Genomic DNA, 18,248 nt, shown 5'->3' with positions numbered 1-18,248 from the left:
ACTCGGTGCTTTCCAGGTTCCCGCTTCCGCGTTTTCCTTTCCGGCGGTTCCGACTTTATCAGAAGTTTCGCGCCGGTCTGACCGGCTGTAGTTTCCGATTCATCGGGGGCTTCCAGGAAATCGATGATTTCGGAAGCGGATAGATGTTCACGATCGCCCGTGCGGATCAGGTCCAGCTCCAGGCAACTGTTCAAATCTACCTCCCCTACGGCTCCGTGTCAACGGCTCCGGCGGGGCGAAGAGGAGACTAGCAGCTCAAGAGCCGCGACCGCACATCACGCGGCCGTCGGCACGGCGGCGCTGCGTTCGGCGGCCGCCAGGTCACCCGTGTCGCCGGCGCGCACGGCACGGCCGCCGAGGACGTAGACGTAGGTCAGGAAGGCCAGTTCGGCGAGGATGCCGATGCCTATGCGGGCCCAGGTGGGCAGGCCGGACGGGGTGACGAAGCCTTCGATGGCTCCGGAGACGAAGAGGACCAGGGCGAGTCCGATCGCCATGCCGACCGCGGCCCGGCCCTCCTCGGCCAGGGCGGTGCGCCGGGAGCGGGGGCCCGGGTCGATCAGGGTCCAGCCGAGGCGCAGGCCCGTGCCGGCGGCGACGAACACCGCGGTCAGTTCGAGCAGGCCGTGCGGAAGGATCAGGCCGAGGAAGGTGTCGAGGCGGCCGGCCGAGGACATCAGACCGATGCCGACGCCGAGGTTGAGCATGTTCTCGAACAGGATCCACAGGACCGGCAGCCCGAGGAAGACGCCCAGGACCAGGCACATGGCGGCGGCTTGCGCGTTGTTCGTCCACACCTGTGCGGCGAAGGCCGTGGCGGGATGGCTGGAGTAGTAGGTCTCGTACTCGCCGCCGGGCCGGGTGAGGCTGCGCAGCTCGTCGGGGGCCGCGATGGTGGCCTGTACTTCCGGGTGCGCGGCGATCCACCAGCCCAGCAGGGCGGCGACGACGGTGGACAGGACCGCCGTGGGCACCCACCAGTGGCGCGCCCGGTAGACCGCGGCCGGGAAGCCCTCCAGCAGGAACCGGGTGACGTCGCGCCACGACGCCTTCCGGGTGCCCGTGACCGTGCTGCGCGCGCGGGCCACCAGCTGGCTGAGCCGTCCGGTCAACTGAGGGTCAGGGGCGCTGGACTGGATGAGGGAGAGATGGGTGGCGGCGCGCTGGTAGAGGGCGACGAGTTCGTCGGCCTCGCCGCCGGTGAGGCGACGGCGGCGGCGCAGCAGGGCGTCGAGGCGGTCCCACTCGGCTCGGTGGGCGGAGACGAAGACGTCCAGGTCCATCGTTGTCTGCCTGCTCCTCGGCTGGTTGTTCGACTACCCATGGGATGCGTCAGCTTGTCCTACTGCGGCGCGACGGGACTCAGCTTGGCAGACTGGCGGTCCGAGGGGCAGGTCAGGGGAAGGACGACGGCGTGAGCGAACTGATCACGGGCGAGGCGGTGGCGCTGGAGCTGCGCCCGGCGCGGCTGCCCAGCCGGATGCTGGCCGTGCTGCTGGACCTGGCGGTGGCCGGGGCGGCCTATGTCGCCGTGTCCGTGGGTGTGGTGGTCGCGACGGCGTCGATGGACGAGGCGGCGCAGATCGCGCTGTCGATCGCGAGCTTCCTGCTGGTGCTGGTGGGCGGTCCGATCGCGGTGGAGACGCTCAGCCACGGGCGTTCGCTCGGGAAGCTGGCGTGCGGGCTGCGGGTGGTGCGGGACGACGGCGGGCCGATCCGGTTCCGGCACGCGCTGGTGCGCGGGGCGATCGGTGTCGTGGAGATCCTGATGACGTTGGGAGTGGTCGCCTGCATCGCCTCGTTCGTGTCGGCGCGCGGCCGCCGGCTGGGCGATGTGTTCGCGGGCACCCTGGTCGTGCGGGAGCGGGTGGCCGGCGGGCGGGCGTCCTTCGTTCCTCCGCCGCCGCCCTGGCTGGCGGGGCGGTTCCAGGCGCTCGATCTGTCGGCCGTGCCCGACGGGCTGTGGCTGGCGGTCCGGCAGTACCTGACGCGGATGCACCAGCTGGACCCGCAGGTCGGCTGGGGCATGGCGCAGCGGCTGGCCACCGATCTCGCGGCCCGTACCGGCGCTCCGGCACCGCCCGGGGTGCCGCCCGCCATGTATCTGGCGGCGGTGTTGCAGGAGCGGCAGGTGCGGGAGGCCAGGCGGGCGTTCGGGAACGGCGGGCGGGCGCCGGTCGGGCCCGGGGCGCCGGGAGTTCCGTCGGCTCCTGCCTTCCCGCAGGGGGCTGCTTTCCCTCAGGGACCGGTCGGGCCTCAGGGGTCGGCTGTTCCGCAGGGGCCAGCTGTCCCGTCGGGGTCGGCTGTCCCGTCGGCGCCTGACCCGGTGCCGGCTTCGGGGCCCTCTCCCGCTTCTTCACCGGCTCAGGACGCGGTGTCGTCGCCGCGAGCCGGTACGGGGTTCGTGCCGCCGGCTTAGCGGGGGTGGGGCCGGGTGTCCGGATGTCCTCGGTGGAGCGTGGGCGGGGACCGGTCAGGGGGCGAAGACCGACGGCGGTGACTGGAGGTCGTCCAGCTCGACGCCGGGGGCCGCGACCACCACGTCGCCGGCCAGGTGGACGGTGTGCCGCTCGCCCGTGTCCAGGGCTGTGACCTGGTACGCGTCCACGATCAGGGGGCCGTTGTCAGTGGCGTGTGCTTCTCTTTCCACCAAGGTCCAGGACTGGTCCACGGTGAGGGGGGCGAGGACCGGTTCCGTGAAGTCGACGAGGCGTACGCGGGTGGCCGCGGCGGAGGGGGTGAGGCGCAGGAGACGTGCCGTGGCGACGAGGAACGCGGGGGACGTGCCGGTGAAGGCGTGGGCGCGCACATTGCCTTCGGTGGCGTGGGTTCCGGTGGGGTCGGTGCGGACCCAGGTGACGCCGTCGAGGGCGGCGCCGCGCACCTGCCAGCCGCCCGTGTGGAGTTCGAGGCGGAGGGGGCGGCCGAGTTCGTCGAGGGCTAGGTCGACGGAGCCGCGGTGGTCGCCCTCGGTGGTGGTGACCTGGGAGACGTAGCGCCAGCCGGAGGGGCCGGGGGCGCACTGGAAGTGCTCGTGTGCGAAAGGGGTGTGATCGTGCGGATCGAGAAGCGAATAGCGGCCGCGGGGCATAGGGGTCCTGGGTTCTGAGGGTCGGGCCTGGCCGGATCTGTTCCCGGTCGTGTCCGGTCGCCTCGGCGAGCCGGTCCGGCGTGTGTGACGGCCGCCGGTTCGGCCCGAAAGGGGCAGGCCCCCGGCACGGGGGTGCGGGGGCCTGCCTCTGGGGACCTGGGTGAGACGCGGGAAGCGGCTCGGCCTCGGTCAGTAGCGGTAGTGGTCGGCCTTGTACGGGCCGTCGACGTCCACGCCGATGTACGCCGCCTGCTCCGGGCGCAGCTTGGTGAGCTTGACGCCGAGGGCGTCCAGGTGGAGGCGGGCGACCTTCTCGTCGAGGTGCTTGGGCAGCACGTAGACGCCGGTCGGGTACTCGTCGGGCTTGGTGAACAGCTCGATCTGGGCCAGGGTCTGGTCCGCGAAGGAGTTGGACATCACGAACGACGGGTGGCCGGTGGCGTTGCCGAGGTTGAGGAGGCGGCCCTCGGACAGCACGATGATGACCTTGCCGTCGGGGAAGGTCCAGGTGTGGACCTGGGGCTTGACCTCGTCCTTGACGATGCCGGGGATCTTCGCGAGGCCGGCCATGTCGATCTCGTTGTCGAAGTGGCCGATGTTGCCGACGATGGCCTGGTGCTTCATCTTCGCCATGTCGGAGGCGAGGATGATGTCCTTGTTGCCGGTGGTGGTGACGAAGATGTCGGCGGTCTCGACGACCTCGTCCAGGGTGGTGACCTGGTAGCCGTCCATCGCCGCCTGGAGGGCGCAGATCGGGTCGATCTCGGTGATGATCACGCGGGCGCCCTGGCCGCGCAGGGACTCGGCGCAGCCCTTGCCGACGTCGCCGTAGCCGCAGACCACGGCGGTCTTGCCGCCGATCAGGACGTCGGTGGCGCGGTTGATGCCGTCGACCAGGGAGTGGCGGCAGCCGTACTTGTTGTCGAACTTCGACTTCGTGACGGAGTCGTTGACGTTGATCGCCGGGAAGAGGAGGGTGCCGTCGCGCTGCATCTCGTACAGGCGGTGGACGCCGGTGGTGGTCTCCTCGGTGACGCCGCGGATCTCGGAGGCCAGCTGCGTCCACTTCTGGGGGTTCTCGCCCAGGGTGCGGGTCAGCAGCTGGAGGATGACGCGGTGCTCGTCGGACTCGGCGGTGTCGGGCGAGGGGACCTTGCCGTCCTTCTCGTACTCGACGCCCTTGTGGACGAGGAGGGTGGCGTCACCGCCGTCGTCCAGGATCATGTTCGGGCCGCCGGTGGCGGCGTCGGGCCAGGTCAGGGCCTGCTCCGTGCACCACCAGTACTCCTCCAGGGTCTCGCCCTTCCAGGCGAAGACCGGGACGCCCTGGGGGTTCTCCGGGGTGCCGTTCGGGCCGACGGCGATGGCGGCGGCGGCGTGGTCCTGGGTGGAGAAGATGTTGCAGGACGCCCAGCGGACCCGGGCGCCGAGCGCGACCAGCGTCTCGATCAGGACGGCCGTCTGCACGGTCATGTGCAGGGAGCCGGTGATGCGGGCGCCGGCCAGCGGCTGCGCCTCGGCGTACTCCTTGCGGATCGCCATCAGGCCCGGCATCTCGTGCTCGGCGAGGGTGATCTCCTTGCGGCCGAACTCGGCCAGGGACAGGTCGGCGACCTTGAAGTCCTGTCGCTTGTCGACAGTCGTCATTACGGGCTGCTCCTCGGTGGTTGGGTCGAGGTGGGTACGGCTGACCTGCGCGGCGGCGGACACAGGGGTGCCCGAGGAGGACACAGGCATGCCCGCGTGCGCGCAGCGCAGTCCGTCGGAGGCCCTCTCTCCCTCGGACGGTCCGTCACCGGATCGCCCGACCGCCATCAGCAGCGACGTCTGGCTCCGTCCCAAGCTACACCGGAGGGCGGTGCGGCCCCCAGTGGGCCTGCGAACGGATCCGGCCGTTCGTGGACGCCGACGGGGCCCGCCGGTGATCGGCGGGCCCCGTGGGTGCGAGGTCGGTCGGCGGGATCAGTGGCCGCCGGTGTGCGGGGTGGGGCCGCCCGGGGTGGCCTCGGGGTCGGGGCCCTTGGCGGCCTCGGTCTCGCTGTAGACGTCGGGTTCGAGGTAGATGACGCGGGCGATGGGGACGGCGGCGCGGATGCGGGCCTCGGCGGCGTCGATGGCGGCGGCGACCTCGGCGGCGCTGTCGTCGTGGCGGACGGCGATCTTCGCGGCGACCAGCAGTTCCTCGGGGCCGAGGTGGAGGGTGCGCATGTGGATGATGCGGGTGACGCTCTCGCCGTCGACGGTGGCGTCCTCGATCTGCCGGACCACCTCGACGCCGGCGGCCTCGCCGAGCAGCAGCGACTTGGTCTCGACGGCCAGGACGAGGGCGATGGCGACCAGCAGGACGCCGATGCAGACGGTGCCGATGCCGTCCCAGACGCCGTCACCGGTGATCAGGGCGAGTCCGACGCCGCCGAGGGCGAGGACGAGGCCGATCAGCGCGCCGAAGTCCTCCAGGAGGACGACGGGCAGCTCGGGGGCCTTGGCGCGGCGGATGAACTGCCCCCAGGACAGCTTGCCGCGCAGTTCGTTGGACTCCTTGATGGCGGTGCGGAAGGAGAAGCCCTCGGCGCAGATCGCGAAGGCGAGGACGGCCACCGGCCAGTACCAGTTCTCCAGCTCGTGCGGGTGGCTGATCTTCTCGTAGCCCTCGTAGATGGCGAACATGCCGCCGATGGAGAACAGCACGATGGAGACCAGGAAGGCGTAGATGTAGCGCTCGCGGCCGTAGCCGAAGGGGTGTTGCGGGGTCGCCTCGCGCTGGGCCTTCTTGCCGCCGATGAGCAGCAGGAACTGGTTGCCGGAGTCGGCGAGCGAGTGCACGCCCTCGGCGAGCATCGACGAGGAGCCGCTGAAGGCGAAGGCCACGAACTTCGATACCGCGATCGCGAGGTTGGCGCCGAGTGCCGCCACGATCGCCCTGGTGCCGCCTGACGCGCTCATGTGTTCGGGTTGTCCCTTCGCCTTCGTGCGCTGGTGTCCGTGTGCGGGCGGGTACCCGCGCCGCACGCCTGTGTGCCGGTCGCGGTCTTTGCCCGCCCTTTGCCGGTGGGCCATTGTTGCAGCCCGGCCCCGGGGCGGTGCGCCAGGTGGCCGCCGGACCGCCGGGCGGGGTCAGACGACGACGGTGGCCCGGAAGACGGTGCCCTCGCCGGACACCACGGCCTCGTCCCCGGCCGGGACGAACACGGACTGCCCCGGCGTCAGCCGGTGTTCGCCGGCCTCGACCGCGCCCGCCGTGCACAGCAGGATCTGCGGGGCGCCGAGGGTGAGGTCGTGGGCGGCGGCGCCGGGCGCGAGGACGTAGCGGGAGAGGCGGAACTCCTCGATAGGGGTCTCGTAGACCTCCTCGCCGTCGGGGGCGGCCTCGGGGCGCAGGACGCCGGGGTCGCCGGCCTCGAAGCGGACGATGCGCAGGAGTTCGGGCACGTCGACGTGCTTGGGGGTCAGGCCGCAGCGCAGGACGTTGTCGGAGTTGGCCATGATTTCCACGCCGAGTCCGTCGAGGTAGGCGTGCGGGACGCCGGCGCCGAGGAAGAGGGCCTCGCCGGGCTGGAGGCGGACGTGGTTGAGGAGCATCGCGGCCAGGACGCCGGGGTCGCCCGGGTAGTGGTGGGCGATGGCGGCGTAGGGGGCGTGGTCGCCGCCGAGGCGGTCGCAGGCGGCCGCGGCCTCGTGGACGGTGCGGGCGATCTCCTCGCGGTCGGCGGTGAGGATCGCGGTGAGGACCTCGCGCAGCGCCGCCTCCTCGGGGCGGGCGTGCAGCAGGTCGACGTAGGGCTTGAGGGAGTCCACGCCGAGCGCGTCGAGCAGGGCGGCGGCCCCGGCCGGCTCGCGGAAGCCGCACAGGCCGTCGAACTCGGTGAGGGCGCAGATGAGTTCGGGCTTGTGATTGGCGTCCTTGTAGTTGCGGTGCGGGGCGTCGAGCGGGACGCCGCGGCGCTCCTCGTCGGCGTAACCCTCCCTGGCCTGCTCCAGGTTGGGGTGGACCTGGAGGGAGAGGGGGGCGCCGGCGGCGAGGATCTTGAGCAGGAAGGGCAGGCGGGGGCCGAACTTGGCGACCGTGGCGGCGCCGAGTTCGCGTTCCGGGGCGGCGGCGACGAGGTCGGCGAGGGTGCCGCGCGCGGTGCGCGAGGGTGCGCCGGGGTGGGCGCCCATCCACATCTCCGCCTGGGGTTCGCCGGTCGGCTCGACGCCGAGCAGGTGCGGGATGGCGGTGGCGGAACCCCAGGCGTAGGGGCGGACGGTGTTGTCGAGGCGGTCCATGCGCTTCTCTCTGCGGTTCTTTCCGGGCGGGCCGGGCGGCGGGAGCGGCGGGCCGGGCGGGGCCGTACGACACCGTACGGCCGCGAGGGTGTCGTACGTCCGTCAGATTGTCGTACGACCGTGGGAGGGGCGTACGTCCGTGGGGGCGCGTACGACCGTGTCGGCGCCGGGGCGCCGGCGGGGGCGGTCGCGGGTCAGGCGCGGGAGGCGAGGGCCAGGTAGACCGCGGTGAAGTCGGTGACGGCGATGAGTTCGGCGAGGGCCTCGATCTCGCCGCCGGGCTCGGGCTCCAGCTCGCTGATCGGCGTGTCGTGGCCGAGGGCCAGGTCACGGGCGGCGGGAGCGGCGGTGAGGCCGCCGAGCGGGCGGTCGCGCAGCAGGACCACGCGCGCGTGCAGGGCGGGCGGCTCCGAGACCCGGTCGCGGAAGAAGTCGTCCGGGTCGGCGCTGGCGGCCAGCGGGCCGGCGAGCAGGGCGTCGTGCGCGGCGAGCGCCTCGGGGAGTTCGGCCACGGCCGCGGGGACGCCGGAGAGTTCGGCGAGCACGGCGGCGAAGCGGCGGCCCGCCGGCCCGGCCGCGGCGCCCTCGGTCCAGATCACCGGCAGTCCGTCGGCGAGTTCGGCGGCGAGGGTCTTGGCCGGGTTGTTGTACGTGGCGACGGCGGGGCCGCAGCGTTCGGCGACGAGGTCCAGCCGGTCGGCCGCGGCCTCCAGGGCGTCGGGCGGCGCGGCGAGCAGGCCGATGCGGTCCAGGAGCGCGAGCAGCGGGGTCAGCAGCGCCCACAGCACGCCCGGCGCGGAACCGGCGAGCGGCTCGTCGTGGTCGTAGGGGGCCGTCGCCATGGGGACGAACAGGCCGTGCGCGCCTTCCACGGCCTCGGCGAGCGGGGTGCCGGCGGGGGCGACGGCGACGACCGAGCAGCCGCGGCGGTAGGCCTGTTCGGCGAGGACGCCGAGGCTCGGTTCGGTGCCGTCGGGAGTGGCGATCAGCAGCAGGTCGACGGAGCCGGCCCAGCCGGGCAGCTCCCAGCGCAGGGCGCCGGAGGCGGTGGCGACGCCGGTGGGCGCCAGCCGGGTGACGGGGCTGCCGGCGCCGGCCAGGGTGCCGAGCAGGTCGGCGGCGTGGGTGGCGGCGGCGCCGGGTCCGGCGATGAGGACGGCGCGGGGGCGGCCGTCGGGCTTCAGCCCGGCCACGCCGGCCTCGGCGGCGTGCCGGGCGGCGGTGCGGACCCGGGCGCCGGCCTCGGCGGCGCCGCGCAGCAGTCCGCGCCGGTCGGCGGCGGCGAGCGCCTCCGGGTCGTCGAGCAGCGATTCGTCGAGCATGGGCGGCAGCCTCCGATCGGGCTCCGAGCGCCGGGGCCTCGGGACGGCGAGTCGTCGGGACGGCGGAACGGCGCCGGGGACGCCGCTCGCCGGTCAGGCGGGGCGGCGGGCCTCGTCGACCAGCAGCACGGGGATGCCGTCGCGCACGGGGTAGGCGAGGCCGCAGTCCTGGCCGGTGCAGACCAGCTCGGCGTCCTCCTCCTTCAGGGGAGAGTGGCAGGCCGGGCAGGCGAGGATCTCCAGGAGGCCGGCTTCGAGCGGCATGAGGGTTCCCTTCGGGGCGCGGGAGTGCGTGTGCGGTTGTACGGACGTGCCTGGTCAGGGTACCGCCGGTGGGGGGCTCGGCGGCGGCGCGGTCGAAGGCCCCCGGGCCGGGCGGCGGTCAGGCCCGGATGATCGCCAGGGCCTCGTCGCGGACCTTGGCCATCGTGGCCTCGTCGCGCGCCTCCGCGTTCAGGCGGAGCAGCGGCTCGGTGTTGGAGGGGCGGACGTTGAACCACCAGTCGGCGGCGCTGACGGTGAGGCCGTCGAGGTCGTCCAGGGTGACGTCCGGACGGCCGGTGTAGGCGGCCCGGATCGCGGCGATGCGGGCCGCCTGGTCCTCGACGGTGGAGTTGATCTCGCCGGAGCCGGCGTAGCGGTCGTAGCGCGCCACCAGGGCGGACAGCGGGCCGTCCTGGCCGCCGAGGGCCGCGAGGACGTGCAGGGCGGCCAGCATGCCGGTGTCGGCGTTCCAGAAGTCCTTGAAGTAGTAGTGCGCGGAGTGCTCGCCGCCGAAGATCGCGCCGGTCCGGGCCATCTCGGCCTTGATGAACGAGTGGCCGACCCGGGTGCGGACCGGGGTGCCGCCGTTCTCCCGCACCACCTCGGCGACCGACCGGGAGGTGATGAGGTTGTGGATGACCGCGCCCGTGCCGCCGTTGCGGGCCAGTTCGCGGGCGGCGACCAGCGCGGTGATCGCGGACGGGGAGACCGGCTCGCCGCGCTCGTCCACGACGAAGCAGCGGTCGGCGTCGCCGTCGAAGGCGAGCCCGAGGTCGGCGCCCTCGGCGCGGACCCGGGCGCGCAGGTCCAGGAGGTTGGCCGGATCGAGCGGATTGGCCTCGTGGTTGGGGAAGGTGCCGTCCAGTTCGAAGTACATCGGGACCAGGTCGACCGGCAGCCCGGCGAGGACCGTGGGGACGGTGTGGCCGCCCATGCCGTTGCCGGCGTCGACGATCACCTTCAGCCGGCGGATGGCGGTCACGTCCACCAGGGAGCGCAGGTAGGCCGCGTAGTCCTCCAGCGTGTCGCGGCGGGTGACCGCTCCGGTGCGGGCGGCCGGCTCCGGTGCGCCCGACTCGCTCCATTCCTCGACCAGTTCGCGGATGCGGGACAGTCCGGTGTCCTGGCCGACGGGGGCGGCGCCCGCGCGGCACATCTTGATGCCGTTGTACCGCGCCGGGTTGTGCGAGGCGGTGAACATCGCACCGGGCAGGCCGAACGCGCCGGAGGCGTAGTACAGCTGGTCCGTCGAGCACAGGCCGATCTCGGTGACGTCGGCGCCGGAGCGGGCCGCGCCGCGCGCGAACGCGCCCGCCAGGCCGGGCGAGGAGGGCCGCATGTCGTGCCCGGTGACGATGGCGTCGGCGCCGGTCACCCGCACGAAGGCCGCGCCGAACAGCTCGGCCAGCGACTCGTCCCACTGGTCCGGGACGACGCCGCGCACGTCGTACGCCTTCACGAGCTGCGACAGATCAGCAGTCACGGCCAACCCTTCTGAACACCCGACGCCGCACCCGACGTCCCGATCGGTCCCCACAAACTACCCGTTCCGGCAGGTGTGGCCGGTGCAGGTGAGGGGCGGGGCGGTCCGGCGCGGGGCGCCGCCGCCCCGACTCTGGCCGTGGCGAACGGTTTTGCCGGGCTTCGCGACGAACGGCTTCGGCCGTGAACGGCTTCGTCAGTTGTCCGGCGAGCGGAGCACCCGCAGATGGCCGCGCCGCGCGACCTCCATCGGGTCCGCGCCGCGCGCCCCGCCGCCGGCCTCGGCCGCGCGCTGCTGGGGCCGGGCGGCCTCGCGCACCGCGTTGGCGAGCGCTTCGAGGTCGTCGCCGCTGGGGCGGGCGGGGGCCGAACCGTCGAGGAGCCGGACGACCTCCCAGCCGCGCGGTGCGGTGAGGCGCTCGGAGTGCTCGGCGCACAGGTCGTAGCAGTGGGGTTCGGCGTAGGTGGCGAGCGGGCCGAGGACCGCGGTCGAGTCGGCGTAGACGTACGTCAGCGTCGCTACGGCGGGACGGCCGCAAGCGGTGCGCGAACAGCGACGTACAGGGCTCACGACGTTGGACGGTACCGCACTCTTGAGCGGGCCGCGACGACTCTCCACCAGGTCACTCCCCCGTGTCGTGCTGTGAAACACCCCACATACCCACTCTGACACACGTTTCTGACCTGCGCGGACCCCGGGTGGCGAGATCTCCAACACCCCTTGCGGCGGTCGCGAGTGGGGGCAAACCCGGCCAATCTCCTTGAGATGTCCATGAGATCGGAGCTGCCGGGGAGACGGACACACGGTCGGGCGGCCCGGCGGACGGCGGCGGGAGCGCGGGTGCGTCCGGGCGGAGTGGCGGGGTGGCGGGGTGGCGGGGGTGCGTCGGGGCGGAGCCGCGGGGTGCGTCGGGGCGGAGCCGCGGGGTGCGCCCGGTCGGTGTCGCTGGGCGCGTCCGGGTGGGCGGCGCGGTGGCCGGGATGCCGTGCGCAACCGGGCGCGGAGGGGCCGCGGGGACTAGGCTTCAGCAGTGATGGACAACCGTGTACCGCCCCGTTCCGCAGGTCCCGGGCCCCGCCGGCGTGATCGCCACGGCCGGGGCATGCGCGGCCCGATCGCACCGCCGCAGGTGCCGCTCGCCGCGAGCCGTGCCGAGGTGTTCGCGGATCTGGTGCAGGACTCCGTGGACCGGCTGGAGCGGCGCTGGCCGCAGCTGGCCGAGGTGGACTTCGTGGTGCTGGAGGTGCCCCGCCTGGACGGGCCGGGGCAGACCTGGAGCGACGAGCCGGTCCCGCTGGGGGCGACGGTCGCCGCCCGGGACGGGCGCCGGGGGCAGGTGATCGTCTACCGGCGGCCGGTGGAGATCCGCAGCAAGGGCCGCGACGAGCGGGCCGCGCTGGTGCACGAGATCGTGGTCGAGCAGGTGGCCGATCTGCTGGGGCTCACACCGGAGACGGTGGACCCACGGTACGGGGAGGACTGAGCCGGCCGGGGGGTACGGCCCCTGCTGAGCCGGCCGGAGGTACGGCCCCTTCTGAGCCGGCCGGGTGCCGGGGCTCGTCCGGGGCCGCCGTCGGTCGCCGGGAGTTGCCGGGGGGCGGTGCCGGGGGGCGGTGCGGGCCGTGACGGACGGTCCGGGGGCGGTTCTCCCCCGGACCATGTGCGCCACGGCCGCCGCGAGGTCACGGCGTCCGCGAGATCACGGCCTGCCGCGAGGTCACGGCTTCTGGAGTACCGAGACGTCCTCGTCCGTGTGCGGCACCGACACCGTGCCCCGGTCGTCCGGGAGGGTCTGGACGGTGACGCCGGGGACGCCCTCCTCCGTCGCCGTGAGAGTGCGCGCCCCGTACACCGGGCCGCCGGAGATCCGCTCCACCGTCAGGGCGTAGGTGCCCTTCAGGCCGGCCGGGACGGGCGGGGCGATGTCCTGCGTGGTGCCCGCCTTGATCGTGTACGTCTTCGACACCGCCGTACCGCCCTCGCTGCCCGCCGAGGCGGTGACCTTGACCTGTGCGGTGGCGGTGGGGGCGGTCAGCGAGAGCGTGGCGCCCTCGGCGCTGTTGTCGGCCGCCGTGGCGCGCGCCGCGAGGGGGCCGGCCGCCGGGATGAACGCCGTCTCCTGCTTGCCGCTCTTGCCGCGTATCACCTGGAGGGCGGCGACCACCGGCACGGACTGGGCGGACTGGGTCAGCACCAGGGAGCCCGCCTCGCCGCGCGTGACGTCGCCGAGGTCCACGGCGGTCGTCGTGCCGCCCTTGAGGTGCACGGTCTCGTGCCCGGCGGGGGTGATCAGGCCGGACGGGGAGGCCAGCTTCACCTTCAGGTCGGTGTCCGCGTCGGCGGGCGTGAAGGCGATCAGCCGGACGTCCGTGGCGTCCTTGGGGATGCCCGGCAGCACGACGCCGCCGGCCGGGTCGGCGGAGGCGGCCAGCCAGTCCCCGCCGAGCTTGTTGTCCAGGGCCTGCACCGCCGCCCCGACCCGGCCGCTGCGCACGCTCACATGCACCGTGAGGTCGTCCTGCGCGGCGTCGGCGAGCGTGGACAGCAGGACGGGCTCGCTGGAGCGCGGCGCGACCGTGATGCCCTCGCCCACCTCCGACTTGACGGCGCCGTCCTTGCCGTACAGCTCGATGTCGACGACGGCGGCGGAGTCGTCGGGGTTGGTCAGGTGGACGTAGTCGGCGCGGCTCGCGGCCGTGCTCGCGCCGGGGAACCAGAACTCGGTGTCCGGGGCGGTGCAGTTGACGCCGAGCAGGCCGCGTCCGGCGCCCGCGGCGACCTCGCTGGTCTGCTGCACGGTCCAGCCGGGGGCGAACTTGCCCTCGGCGGTGCCGATCAGCGCGGGCGCGTCCGCGCCGTCGGTGTCGCCGGTGGCCGGCGTGCCGGGCGCCTTGGGCTGGAGCGCGGCCTCGGCGGCCTTCTTCTTGCCGCCGCTCTTGCCGCTGCCCTTGCTGTCGCTCTTGCCGCCGTCCCCGTCGTCGTCCTTGCTGTCGCTCTTGCCGTCGTCCGTGCCCGACTCCTCGGCGGCGGCCTGGAGTTGGCCCTTGCCGTCGCCGGCGGCGCCCTGGGTCACGGGGGTGAAGGACGTGTACGAGGTCTCGGCGATGTCGGAGCCGCTCGGCGCCGGGCACACCAACGTGGTGCGCTCGACGGGCAGTCGGGCGGCGGCCCCCGCCGGGTCGGCGCCCGCTGCGCCGGGCGCGTCCAGCGCGGCGAATCCGGTGACGGCGGCGAGCGCGGCCGCTCCGGCGATCAGGGACAAGGTCGTGCGGTTCACTGCTGGCTCCCGTCGGGGCGCTCACTGCCGTTGCCGTGCGGGTGGTGCTGTGCCGGGTCGTACGGCTGCTCCTCGTACCCCTGGTGGTACGGCTGCCCGTAGGTTCCCTGCTGGGTCTGGTCGCCGTACCCGTACGGGTCGTACGGGACGCCCTGGTAGGGGTCGCCCTGGCCGCCGGGGGCGGGGTGGCCGCCCTGGCCGTCCTGGCCGCCCGGGTACGCCTGGCCGTACGGGTCCGCCGGGTACTGCTGGGGCGGTACGGCGCCGTACTGCCCGTCGCCGTAGCCGCCGTATCCGGGCGCGGCGCCGGTTTCCGCGTAGGCGTCGGTTCCGGCGTCGGTGTGGGTGTCGCTGTCGGCGGCTCGCGTGTCCCAGTCGCCGTAGGCGTGCTGGTGCGGGACCGCGGGGGCCTCCTGCGGGACGGGGGGCGCGGCCGCCGGGTGCTCCTGGCCGTCCTCCGCCGCCTCGGCGGCCTCGGCGGCTTCCGCCTGGGCGCGCAGCCGGCGGGCGCGGCGGCCGTCGCCGGTGATCGCCTCGGCGGGCGCCGGCTGCTCCTCGGGCAGGTCGTCGTCGATCTCGCGGCGGCGGCCGGGCAGGGCGAGGACGACGAGGACGAGGGCGAGGGCGCCCTGGGTCCACAGCCAGGCGGTGTGGGCGATCGGGGTGTCGAAGGTGACGTCCAGCCTGCCGCCGGAGGCGGGCAGCTGGAAGCCCTGGGCCCATCCGTCGACGGTGGTGCGGGTGAGCGGCTTGCCGTCCAGGGTGGCGGTCCAGGCCGGGTCGGCGGAGTCGGCGAGGCGCAGGACGCGGCCCGCGGCGCCGGACGGGATCGTGGTGTGGATCTCGACGGGTCCGGCGGCCACCGGCTGGGCGGCGGCCGTGCCGGAGCCCGTGGCGGTGGAGCCGGAACCGGCGGCGGGGACGACGGCGGCGCGGGAGACCTCGCGGTCCACCCGCCACAGGGCGCTGCCGTCCTGCTGGCTGAGCCGGGTCAGGCCGGGAGTGGCGTCCAGGACGCGGCTGATCTCGCGGGGCGCGCCCTTGTGGACGAGGACGTAGCGCACGGCGAACCCGCCGAGCTGGCCGGCCTGGTCGGCGCCGGAGCCGGCGACCAGGTTGGCGACGACCTTGCCGAGGGCGCTGTTCTCGCCGGCCGCGTCGGCCAGTTCGGCGTCGCCCATGCGCACGCCGGAGCCGCGCACCAGCATGTAGCCGACGTGGGCGGCGGAGTCGCTGTCGAGGACCAGGGTGCGGGCCTGGTCGCGGGTGCTGCTCTCCTCGGCGACGAACGCGGGCACCTGCACCGGGTCGCGCCGCTCCAGCGGGCCGTCGGCGCCGCGGATCATCCAGCCGGCGGCGACCAGCAGGGGGCCGGCGGCCGAGGCGAAGGCGATCAGCGCGGCCACGGGCTGGCGCCAGCCGAAGCTCTGCTCGGCCACGCGCGCGCGTGCCCCGTCGGCGCCGAGCAGGGCGGCGGCCAGCAGGGCGAGGCCGTAGACGAGGGTGGCGGGGCCGGCCCAGGTCGAGCGGTTGGACAGGACGGCGAGGACGAGCGCCACCAGGGCGACCGTCCAGGCCGCCAGGATCGCGAACCGGCGCTCGGAGCGCAGCAGGGCGGCGAGGGCGGCCAGGACGATGCCGATGAGCATCAGTCCGTGCACCGTGCCGGGGCCGCCGGGGCCGGCGCCGAGCAGGTCCAGGGCGGAGGCGGCCGAGGCGCCGTAGTCGAGGCCGGCCTCGGTGAAGAAGCCGAACGGCAGCAGGGACAGCGACCAGGGGGCGAGGATCAGCAGCGGGGTGGCCAGTTGGGCCAGGAAGCGCAGTCCGCAGGCCAGCGGGTCGCGGCGGCGCACGGCGAGCACGCCGAGGCCGAGGACCAGCGCGATGGGCCACACGATGGGCGTGAAGGCGGTGGCGACGGTCAGCAGCAGCGCGTACGCCCAGGTGGCGCGCCAGCTGCCGCGGGCGCCGGAGGAGTGGGCCAGGCCGCTGGCGGCGATGCCCGCGCGGGCGATGAGCGGCAGCAGCACGGCCAGCACGGCGGTGCCGATCCGGCCGCCGGCCAGCGCCCCGGTGGTGGCGGGCAGGAAGGCGTAGGCGACGGCCGCCCAGGCGCGCAGCAGCCGGGAGGGGACGAGCGGGCGGGAGGCGAAGTACGCGGTGAACCCGGCCAGCGGGACCGAGCCGATCAGCAGCACGGTGACGGCGAGGCCGGTGGAGCCGAACAGCACGGAGGCCAGCATGGCCACGAGCGCCAGGTAGGGCGGGGCGGCGGGGGTGCCGCCGGTGCCGACGGGGTGCCAGGCGTCCAGGTAGCGGGCCCACAGGTCGCCGGAGTCGGCGGGGGCGGGCAGCAGGGCGCCGCCGGTGAGGGCGCCGCCGCCGAGCAGGCCCCGGCAGGCGGCCAGGGAGACGAGCAGCAGCACCAGGAAGAGCACCGGGCCGGGTTTGCGGGCGATGCGCTTGAGGCGGGCGAACTGCTCGATCTCCAGGAAGTCGGCGTCGTCGCCGCCGGGTCCGGACTCGACCGCGCCGCCGTGCCGGCCGGCCGAGGAGGCCTCGGGGTCGGAGCGGCCGACGAGGTTGCCCGCGACCTGTTCGACGGTGGCCCGGACGGTGGCGCCGGGCGGCGGGAAGAGGGCGCGCAGTTCGCCCTTGTCGATCTGCGGTTTCCCGCGCCGTCGGCGGCCGGCGACGATCCGCTCGGGCCGCAGCAGGGTGCCGAGCAGGCCGCGGATCTCGTCGAGGGCCTGGCCGGGGACCTTGCCGACCAGGTAGGCGACGGTGCGCAGCAGGGTGCCGAGGACGAGGCGCAGCAGCACCCAGGGCAGGGCGGCGGTGCGGGTGTTGACGAGGAGGGTGTAGACGGCGCCGGCCTTGTCGACCTTGTGCGGGGATGCACCCTGCCGCGCGAAGCGCGTCGATGAGGGGTGGCGGTCGGGCGACGGGCGGGAGGTGCGGCCGACGCAGTCGACGGTGCGGCGTTCGCGCGAGGCGGCCTCGGCGTGGCGTACGACGGCCTCGGGGGCGATCAGGACGCGGTGGCCGGCGGCGTGGGCGCGCCAGCACAGGTCGACGTCGTCGCGCATCAGGGGCAGCCGGCGGTCGAACCCGCCGAGCTGTTCGAAGATGTCACGGCGGATCAGCATTCCGGCGGTGGACACCGACAGCACGGACCGGACGTGGTCGTGCTGGCCCTGGTCCTGTTCGCGGCGGTCAAGGCCGGTCCAACGGCGGCCGGAGTTGGCGATGCTGACGCCCACTTCGAGGAGCTGCCTGCGGTCGTACCAGCCGCGCAGCTTGGGGCCGACGACGGCGACGTCCTGGCGGCCGAGTTCGTACTCGTCGTCGACGACGCGCAACAGCTGGGCGAGGGCGTCGGGTTCGGGGGCGCAGTCGTCGTGCAGCAGCCACAGCCACTGCACCGGTTCGCCGTGCGGCAGGTCGGGCAGGTCGTAGGCGTCGTCGCGCCAGGTGCGCGTGACGGGGTCCCAGCCGCTGGGGCGCTTGAGGTACGGCAGGTCGTCCGGGGTGAGGTACGGGGCGGTGCGGACGGCCTCCTCGACGGCCTGGCCGAAGCCGGTACGCCGGGCGAGGTGCAGTACGCGGTCGGCGCCGAGGGCGTCGGTGAGGATCTGCGCGGAGGCGTCGGCGCTGCCGGTGTCGGCCGCCACGGCGTACTGCGCGGGGCGCTCCTGGCCGAGCAGGCCGGCGAGCGCGTCGGGCAGCCAGCGGGCGCCGTCGTGGGAGACGAGGACGGCGGTGACGACGTGCCGCGGGTACTCCGGCGCGCCGTCCGGGCCGGTCGCCGGCGCGCGCTCGGGGGCGGCCGGCGCCGCCGCGGTGACGTCGTAGTGGGCTGCCGTATGGCTGTGCACGGACATCGAGATACACGGCCCCGGTTCGGTGGACTGCGGTGGACGCCGGTGCTCCTTGAGGCAGCGGGGCGTCTCGGACGAGCGACCACACTACTGGCTGGCCATGACGGCGGCCCGCCGCCTGTGGACAACCCACCCGCGACGGGCCGTTCGTGAGGTTTGCCTGGGGATATGTGCACGTGGCCGGTGATGTGCACGCGGCCGTCGGCCGTGGAGTCCGGCCGGATGCCGGGCCGCGCGAAGGGGCGGCCGGACGCCTGCGGAGAAGCCGGGCAGGCGGTGGAGGGTCAGACGGCGGCCTTCTTCAGACGGCGCCGCTCGCGCTCGGACAGGCCGCCCCAGATGCCGAAGCGCTCGTCGTTGGCGAGGGCGTACTCGAGGCACTCGGAGCGGACCTCGCAGGCGAGGCAGACCTTCTTGGCCTCGCGGGTGGAGCCGCCCTTCTCGGGGAAGAAGGACTCGGGGTCGGTCTGGGCGCACAGCGCGCGCTCCTGCCAGCCGAGTTCCTCGTCCGCGTCGTCGACCAGCAGTTGCTGCACCAGCTCGGTCATGTGCGCCCCTCGTCTGTCTTTCGCGTCCCCGTGATGTAGCCGTTACCGATCCCGGCTGAACGACACGAGTGAAATTACAAGTGTGCTGCTCCGGGCGAGTCAAGCCGAGATCTGCT

The 18,248-nt window shown here is 74.2% G+C and carries 15 protein-coding genes; 2 read left to right on the top strand and 13 right to left on the bottom strand.

What is annotated here, in order from left to right; genetic code table 11:
• Both K7787_RS27275 and K7787_RS27270 read right to left on the bottom strand, forming a co-directional pair.
• Positions 1–194, bottom strand: a 194-nt coding sequence (locus K7787_RS27275) for a hypothetical protein (protein ID WP_223003279.1), incomplete at its 3' end; no start/stop codon positions are given.
• 81 nt (positions 195–275) lie between these two features.
• Positions 276–1,283, bottom strand: coding sequence for a stage II sporulation protein M (locus tag K7787_RS27270; protein WP_164390566.1), 1,008 nt, complete (start codon positions 1,281–1,283; stop codon positions 276–278).
• Between the two features lie 131 nt (positions 1,284–1,414).
• On the opposite strand from K7787_RS27270, the gene K7787_RS27265 reads away from it, so the two are divergent.
• Positions 1,415–2,419: an RDD family protein gene (locus K7787_RS27265; protein ID WP_223003278.1), complete on the top strand. Its 1,005-nt coding sequence runs from the start codon at positions 1,415–1,417 to the stop codon at positions 2,417–2,419.
• Positions 2,420–2,473: 54 nt separating this feature from the next.
• On the opposite strand, the gene K7787_RS27260 is transcribed toward K7787_RS27265, so the two are convergent.
• The 8 genes from K7787_RS27260 to K7787_RS27225 all read right to left on the bottom strand — a co-directional run bounded on the left by K7787_RS27260 (position 2,474) and on the right by K7787_RS27225 (position 11,044).
• A complete protein-coding gene (locus K7787_RS27260; RefSeq protein WP_223003277.1) occupies positions 2,474–3,091 on the bottom strand; it encodes a hypothetical protein in 618 nt (205 codons plus the stop codon).
• A 189-nt stretch (positions 3,092–3,280) separates the two neighbouring features.
• On the bottom strand, positions 3,281–4,738 hold the full coding sequence (gene ahcY / locus K7787_RS27255) for an adenosylhomocysteinase (RefSeq protein WP_009188953.1): 1,458 nt from the start codon (positions 4,736–4,738) through the stop codon (positions 3,281–3,283).
• A 315-nt stretch (positions 4,739–5,053) separates the two neighbouring features.
• On the bottom strand, positions 5,054–6,034 hold the full coding sequence (locus K7787_RS27250) for a cation diffusion facilitator family transporter (protein ID WP_009188954.1): 981 nt from the start codon (positions 6,032–6,034) through the stop codon (positions 5,054–5,056).
• 171 nt (positions 6,035–6,205) lie between these two features.
• Positions 6,206–7,357 (bottom strand): mannose-6-phosphate isomerase, class I, encoded by a 1,152-nt coding sequence (manA, locus tag K7787_RS27245; protein ID WP_223003276.1) that lies wholly within the window; start codon positions 7,355–7,357, stop codon positions 6,206–6,208.
• Positions 7,358–7,551: 194 nt separating this feature from the next.
• Positions 7,552–8,679 carry an SIS domain-containing protein gene (locus K7787_RS27240; protein WP_223003275.1) on the bottom strand — a complete coding sequence of 376 codons (1,128 nt, stop codon included), beginning with the start codon at positions 8,677–8,679 and terminating at the stop codon, positions 7,552–7,554.
• A 93-nt stretch (positions 8,680–8,772) separates the two neighbouring features.
• A complete protein-coding gene (locus K7787_RS27235; RefSeq protein WP_009188957.1) occupies positions 8,773–8,943 on the bottom strand; it encodes a Trm112 family protein in 171 nt (56 codons plus the stop codon).
• A 118-nt stretch (positions 8,944–9,061) separates the two neighbouring features.
• Positions 9,062–10,426: a phosphomannomutase/phosphoglucomutase gene (locus K7787_RS27230; protein WP_223003274.1), complete on the bottom strand. Its 1,365-nt coding sequence runs from the start codon at positions 10,424–10,426 to the stop codon at positions 9,062–9,064.
• Between the two features lie 195 nt (positions 10,427–10,621).
• Positions 10,622–11,044, bottom strand: coding sequence for a DUF3499 domain-containing protein (locus tag K7787_RS27225; protein ID WP_027758397.1), 423 nt, complete (start codon positions 11,042–11,044; stop codon positions 10,622–10,624).
• A 415-nt stretch (positions 11,045–11,459) separates the two neighbouring features.
• Here K7787_RS27225 and K7787_RS27220 point away from each other — a divergent pair, with 415 nt between their 5' ends.
• Positions 11,460–11,909 carry a metallopeptidase family protein gene (locus K7787_RS27220; protein ID WP_078512035.1) on the top strand — a complete coding sequence of 150 codons (450 nt, stop codon included), beginning with the start codon at positions 11,460–11,462 and terminating at the stop codon, positions 11,907–11,909.
• Positions 11,910–12,143: 234 nt separating this feature from the next.
• On the opposite strand, the gene K7787_RS27215 is transcribed toward K7787_RS27220, so the two are convergent.
• The 3 genes from K7787_RS27215 to K7787_RS27205 form a co-directional block, all read right to left on the bottom strand.
• Complete coding sequence (locus K7787_RS27215) at positions 12,144–13,703, bottom strand: DUF5719 family protein (protein WP_223003273.1); 1,560 nt, start codon at positions 13,701–13,703, stop codon at positions 12,144–12,146.
• Positions 13,700–17,587, bottom strand: a complete 3,888-nt coding sequence (locus tag K7787_RS27210) for a glycosyltransferase family 2 protein (protein WP_223003272.1) — start codon at positions 17,585–17,587, stop codon at positions 13,700–13,702. The genes K7787_RS27215 and K7787_RS27210 overlap by 4 nt, the downstream gene beginning before the upstream one ends.
• A 281-nt stretch (positions 17,588–17,868) precedes the next feature.
• Positions 17,869–18,132 (bottom strand): WhiB family transcriptional regulator, encoded by a 264-nt coding sequence (locus K7787_RS27205; RefSeq protein WP_003975777.1) that lies wholly within the window; start codon positions 18,130–18,132, stop codon positions 17,869–17,871.
• Between the last annotated feature and the right edge of the window lie 116 nt (positions 18,133–18,248).

Source organism: Streptomyces sennicomposti, assembly GCF_019890635.1.
Taxonomy (GTDB): Bacteria; Actinomycetota; Actinomycetes; order Streptomycetales; family Streptomycetaceae; genus Streptomyces; species Streptomyces sennicomposti.
Note: the sequence above shows the minus strand (reverse complement) of the source record. Positions and strands in the feature narration are given on the sequence as shown.

What these genes read in the sequence shown, in the direction of transcription:
- K7787_RS27270 (WP_164390566.1), bottom strand. Translation starts at nt 1,283, where the DNA reads ATGGACCTGGACGTCTTCGTCTCCGCCCACCGAGCCGAGTGGGACCGC.
- K7787_RS27260 (WP_223003277.1), bottom strand. Translation starts at nt 3,091, where the DNA reads ATGCCCCGCGGCCGCTATTCGCTTCTCGATCCGCACGATCACACCCCT.
- ahcY (WP_009188953.1), bottom strand. Translation starts at nt 4,738, where the DNA reads ATGACGACTGTCGACAAGCGACAGGACTTCAAGGTCGCCGACCTGTCC.
- K7787_RS27250 (WP_009188954.1), bottom strand. Translation starts at nt 6,034, where the DNA reads ATGAGCGCGTCAGGCGGCACCAGGGCGATCGTGGCGGCACTCGGCGCC.
- manA (WP_223003276.1), bottom strand. Translation starts at nt 7,357, where the DNA reads ATGGACCGCCTCGACAACACCGTCCGCCCCTACGCCTGGGGTTCCGCC.
- K7787_RS27240 (WP_223003275.1), bottom strand. Translation starts at nt 8,679, where the DNA reads ATGCTCGACGAATCGCTGCTCGACGACCCGGAGGCGCTCGCCGCCGCC.
- K7787_RS27235 (WP_009188957.1), bottom strand. Translation starts at nt 8,943, where the DNA reads ATGCCGCTCGAAGCCGGCCTCCTGGAGATCCTCGCCTGCCCGGCCTGC.
- K7787_RS27220 (WP_078512035.1), top strand. Translation starts at nt 11,460, where the DNA reads ATGGACAACCGTGTACCGCCCCGTTCCGCAGGTCCCGGGCCCCGCCGG.
- K7787_RS27210 (WP_223003272.1), bottom strand. Translation starts at nt 17,587, where the DNA reads ATGTCCGTGCACAGCCATACGGCAGCCCACTACGACGTCACCGCGGCG.
- K7787_RS27205 (WP_003975777.1), bottom strand. Translation starts at nt 18,132, where the DNA reads ATGACCGAGCTGGTGCAGCAACTGCTGGTCGACGACGCGGACGAGGAA.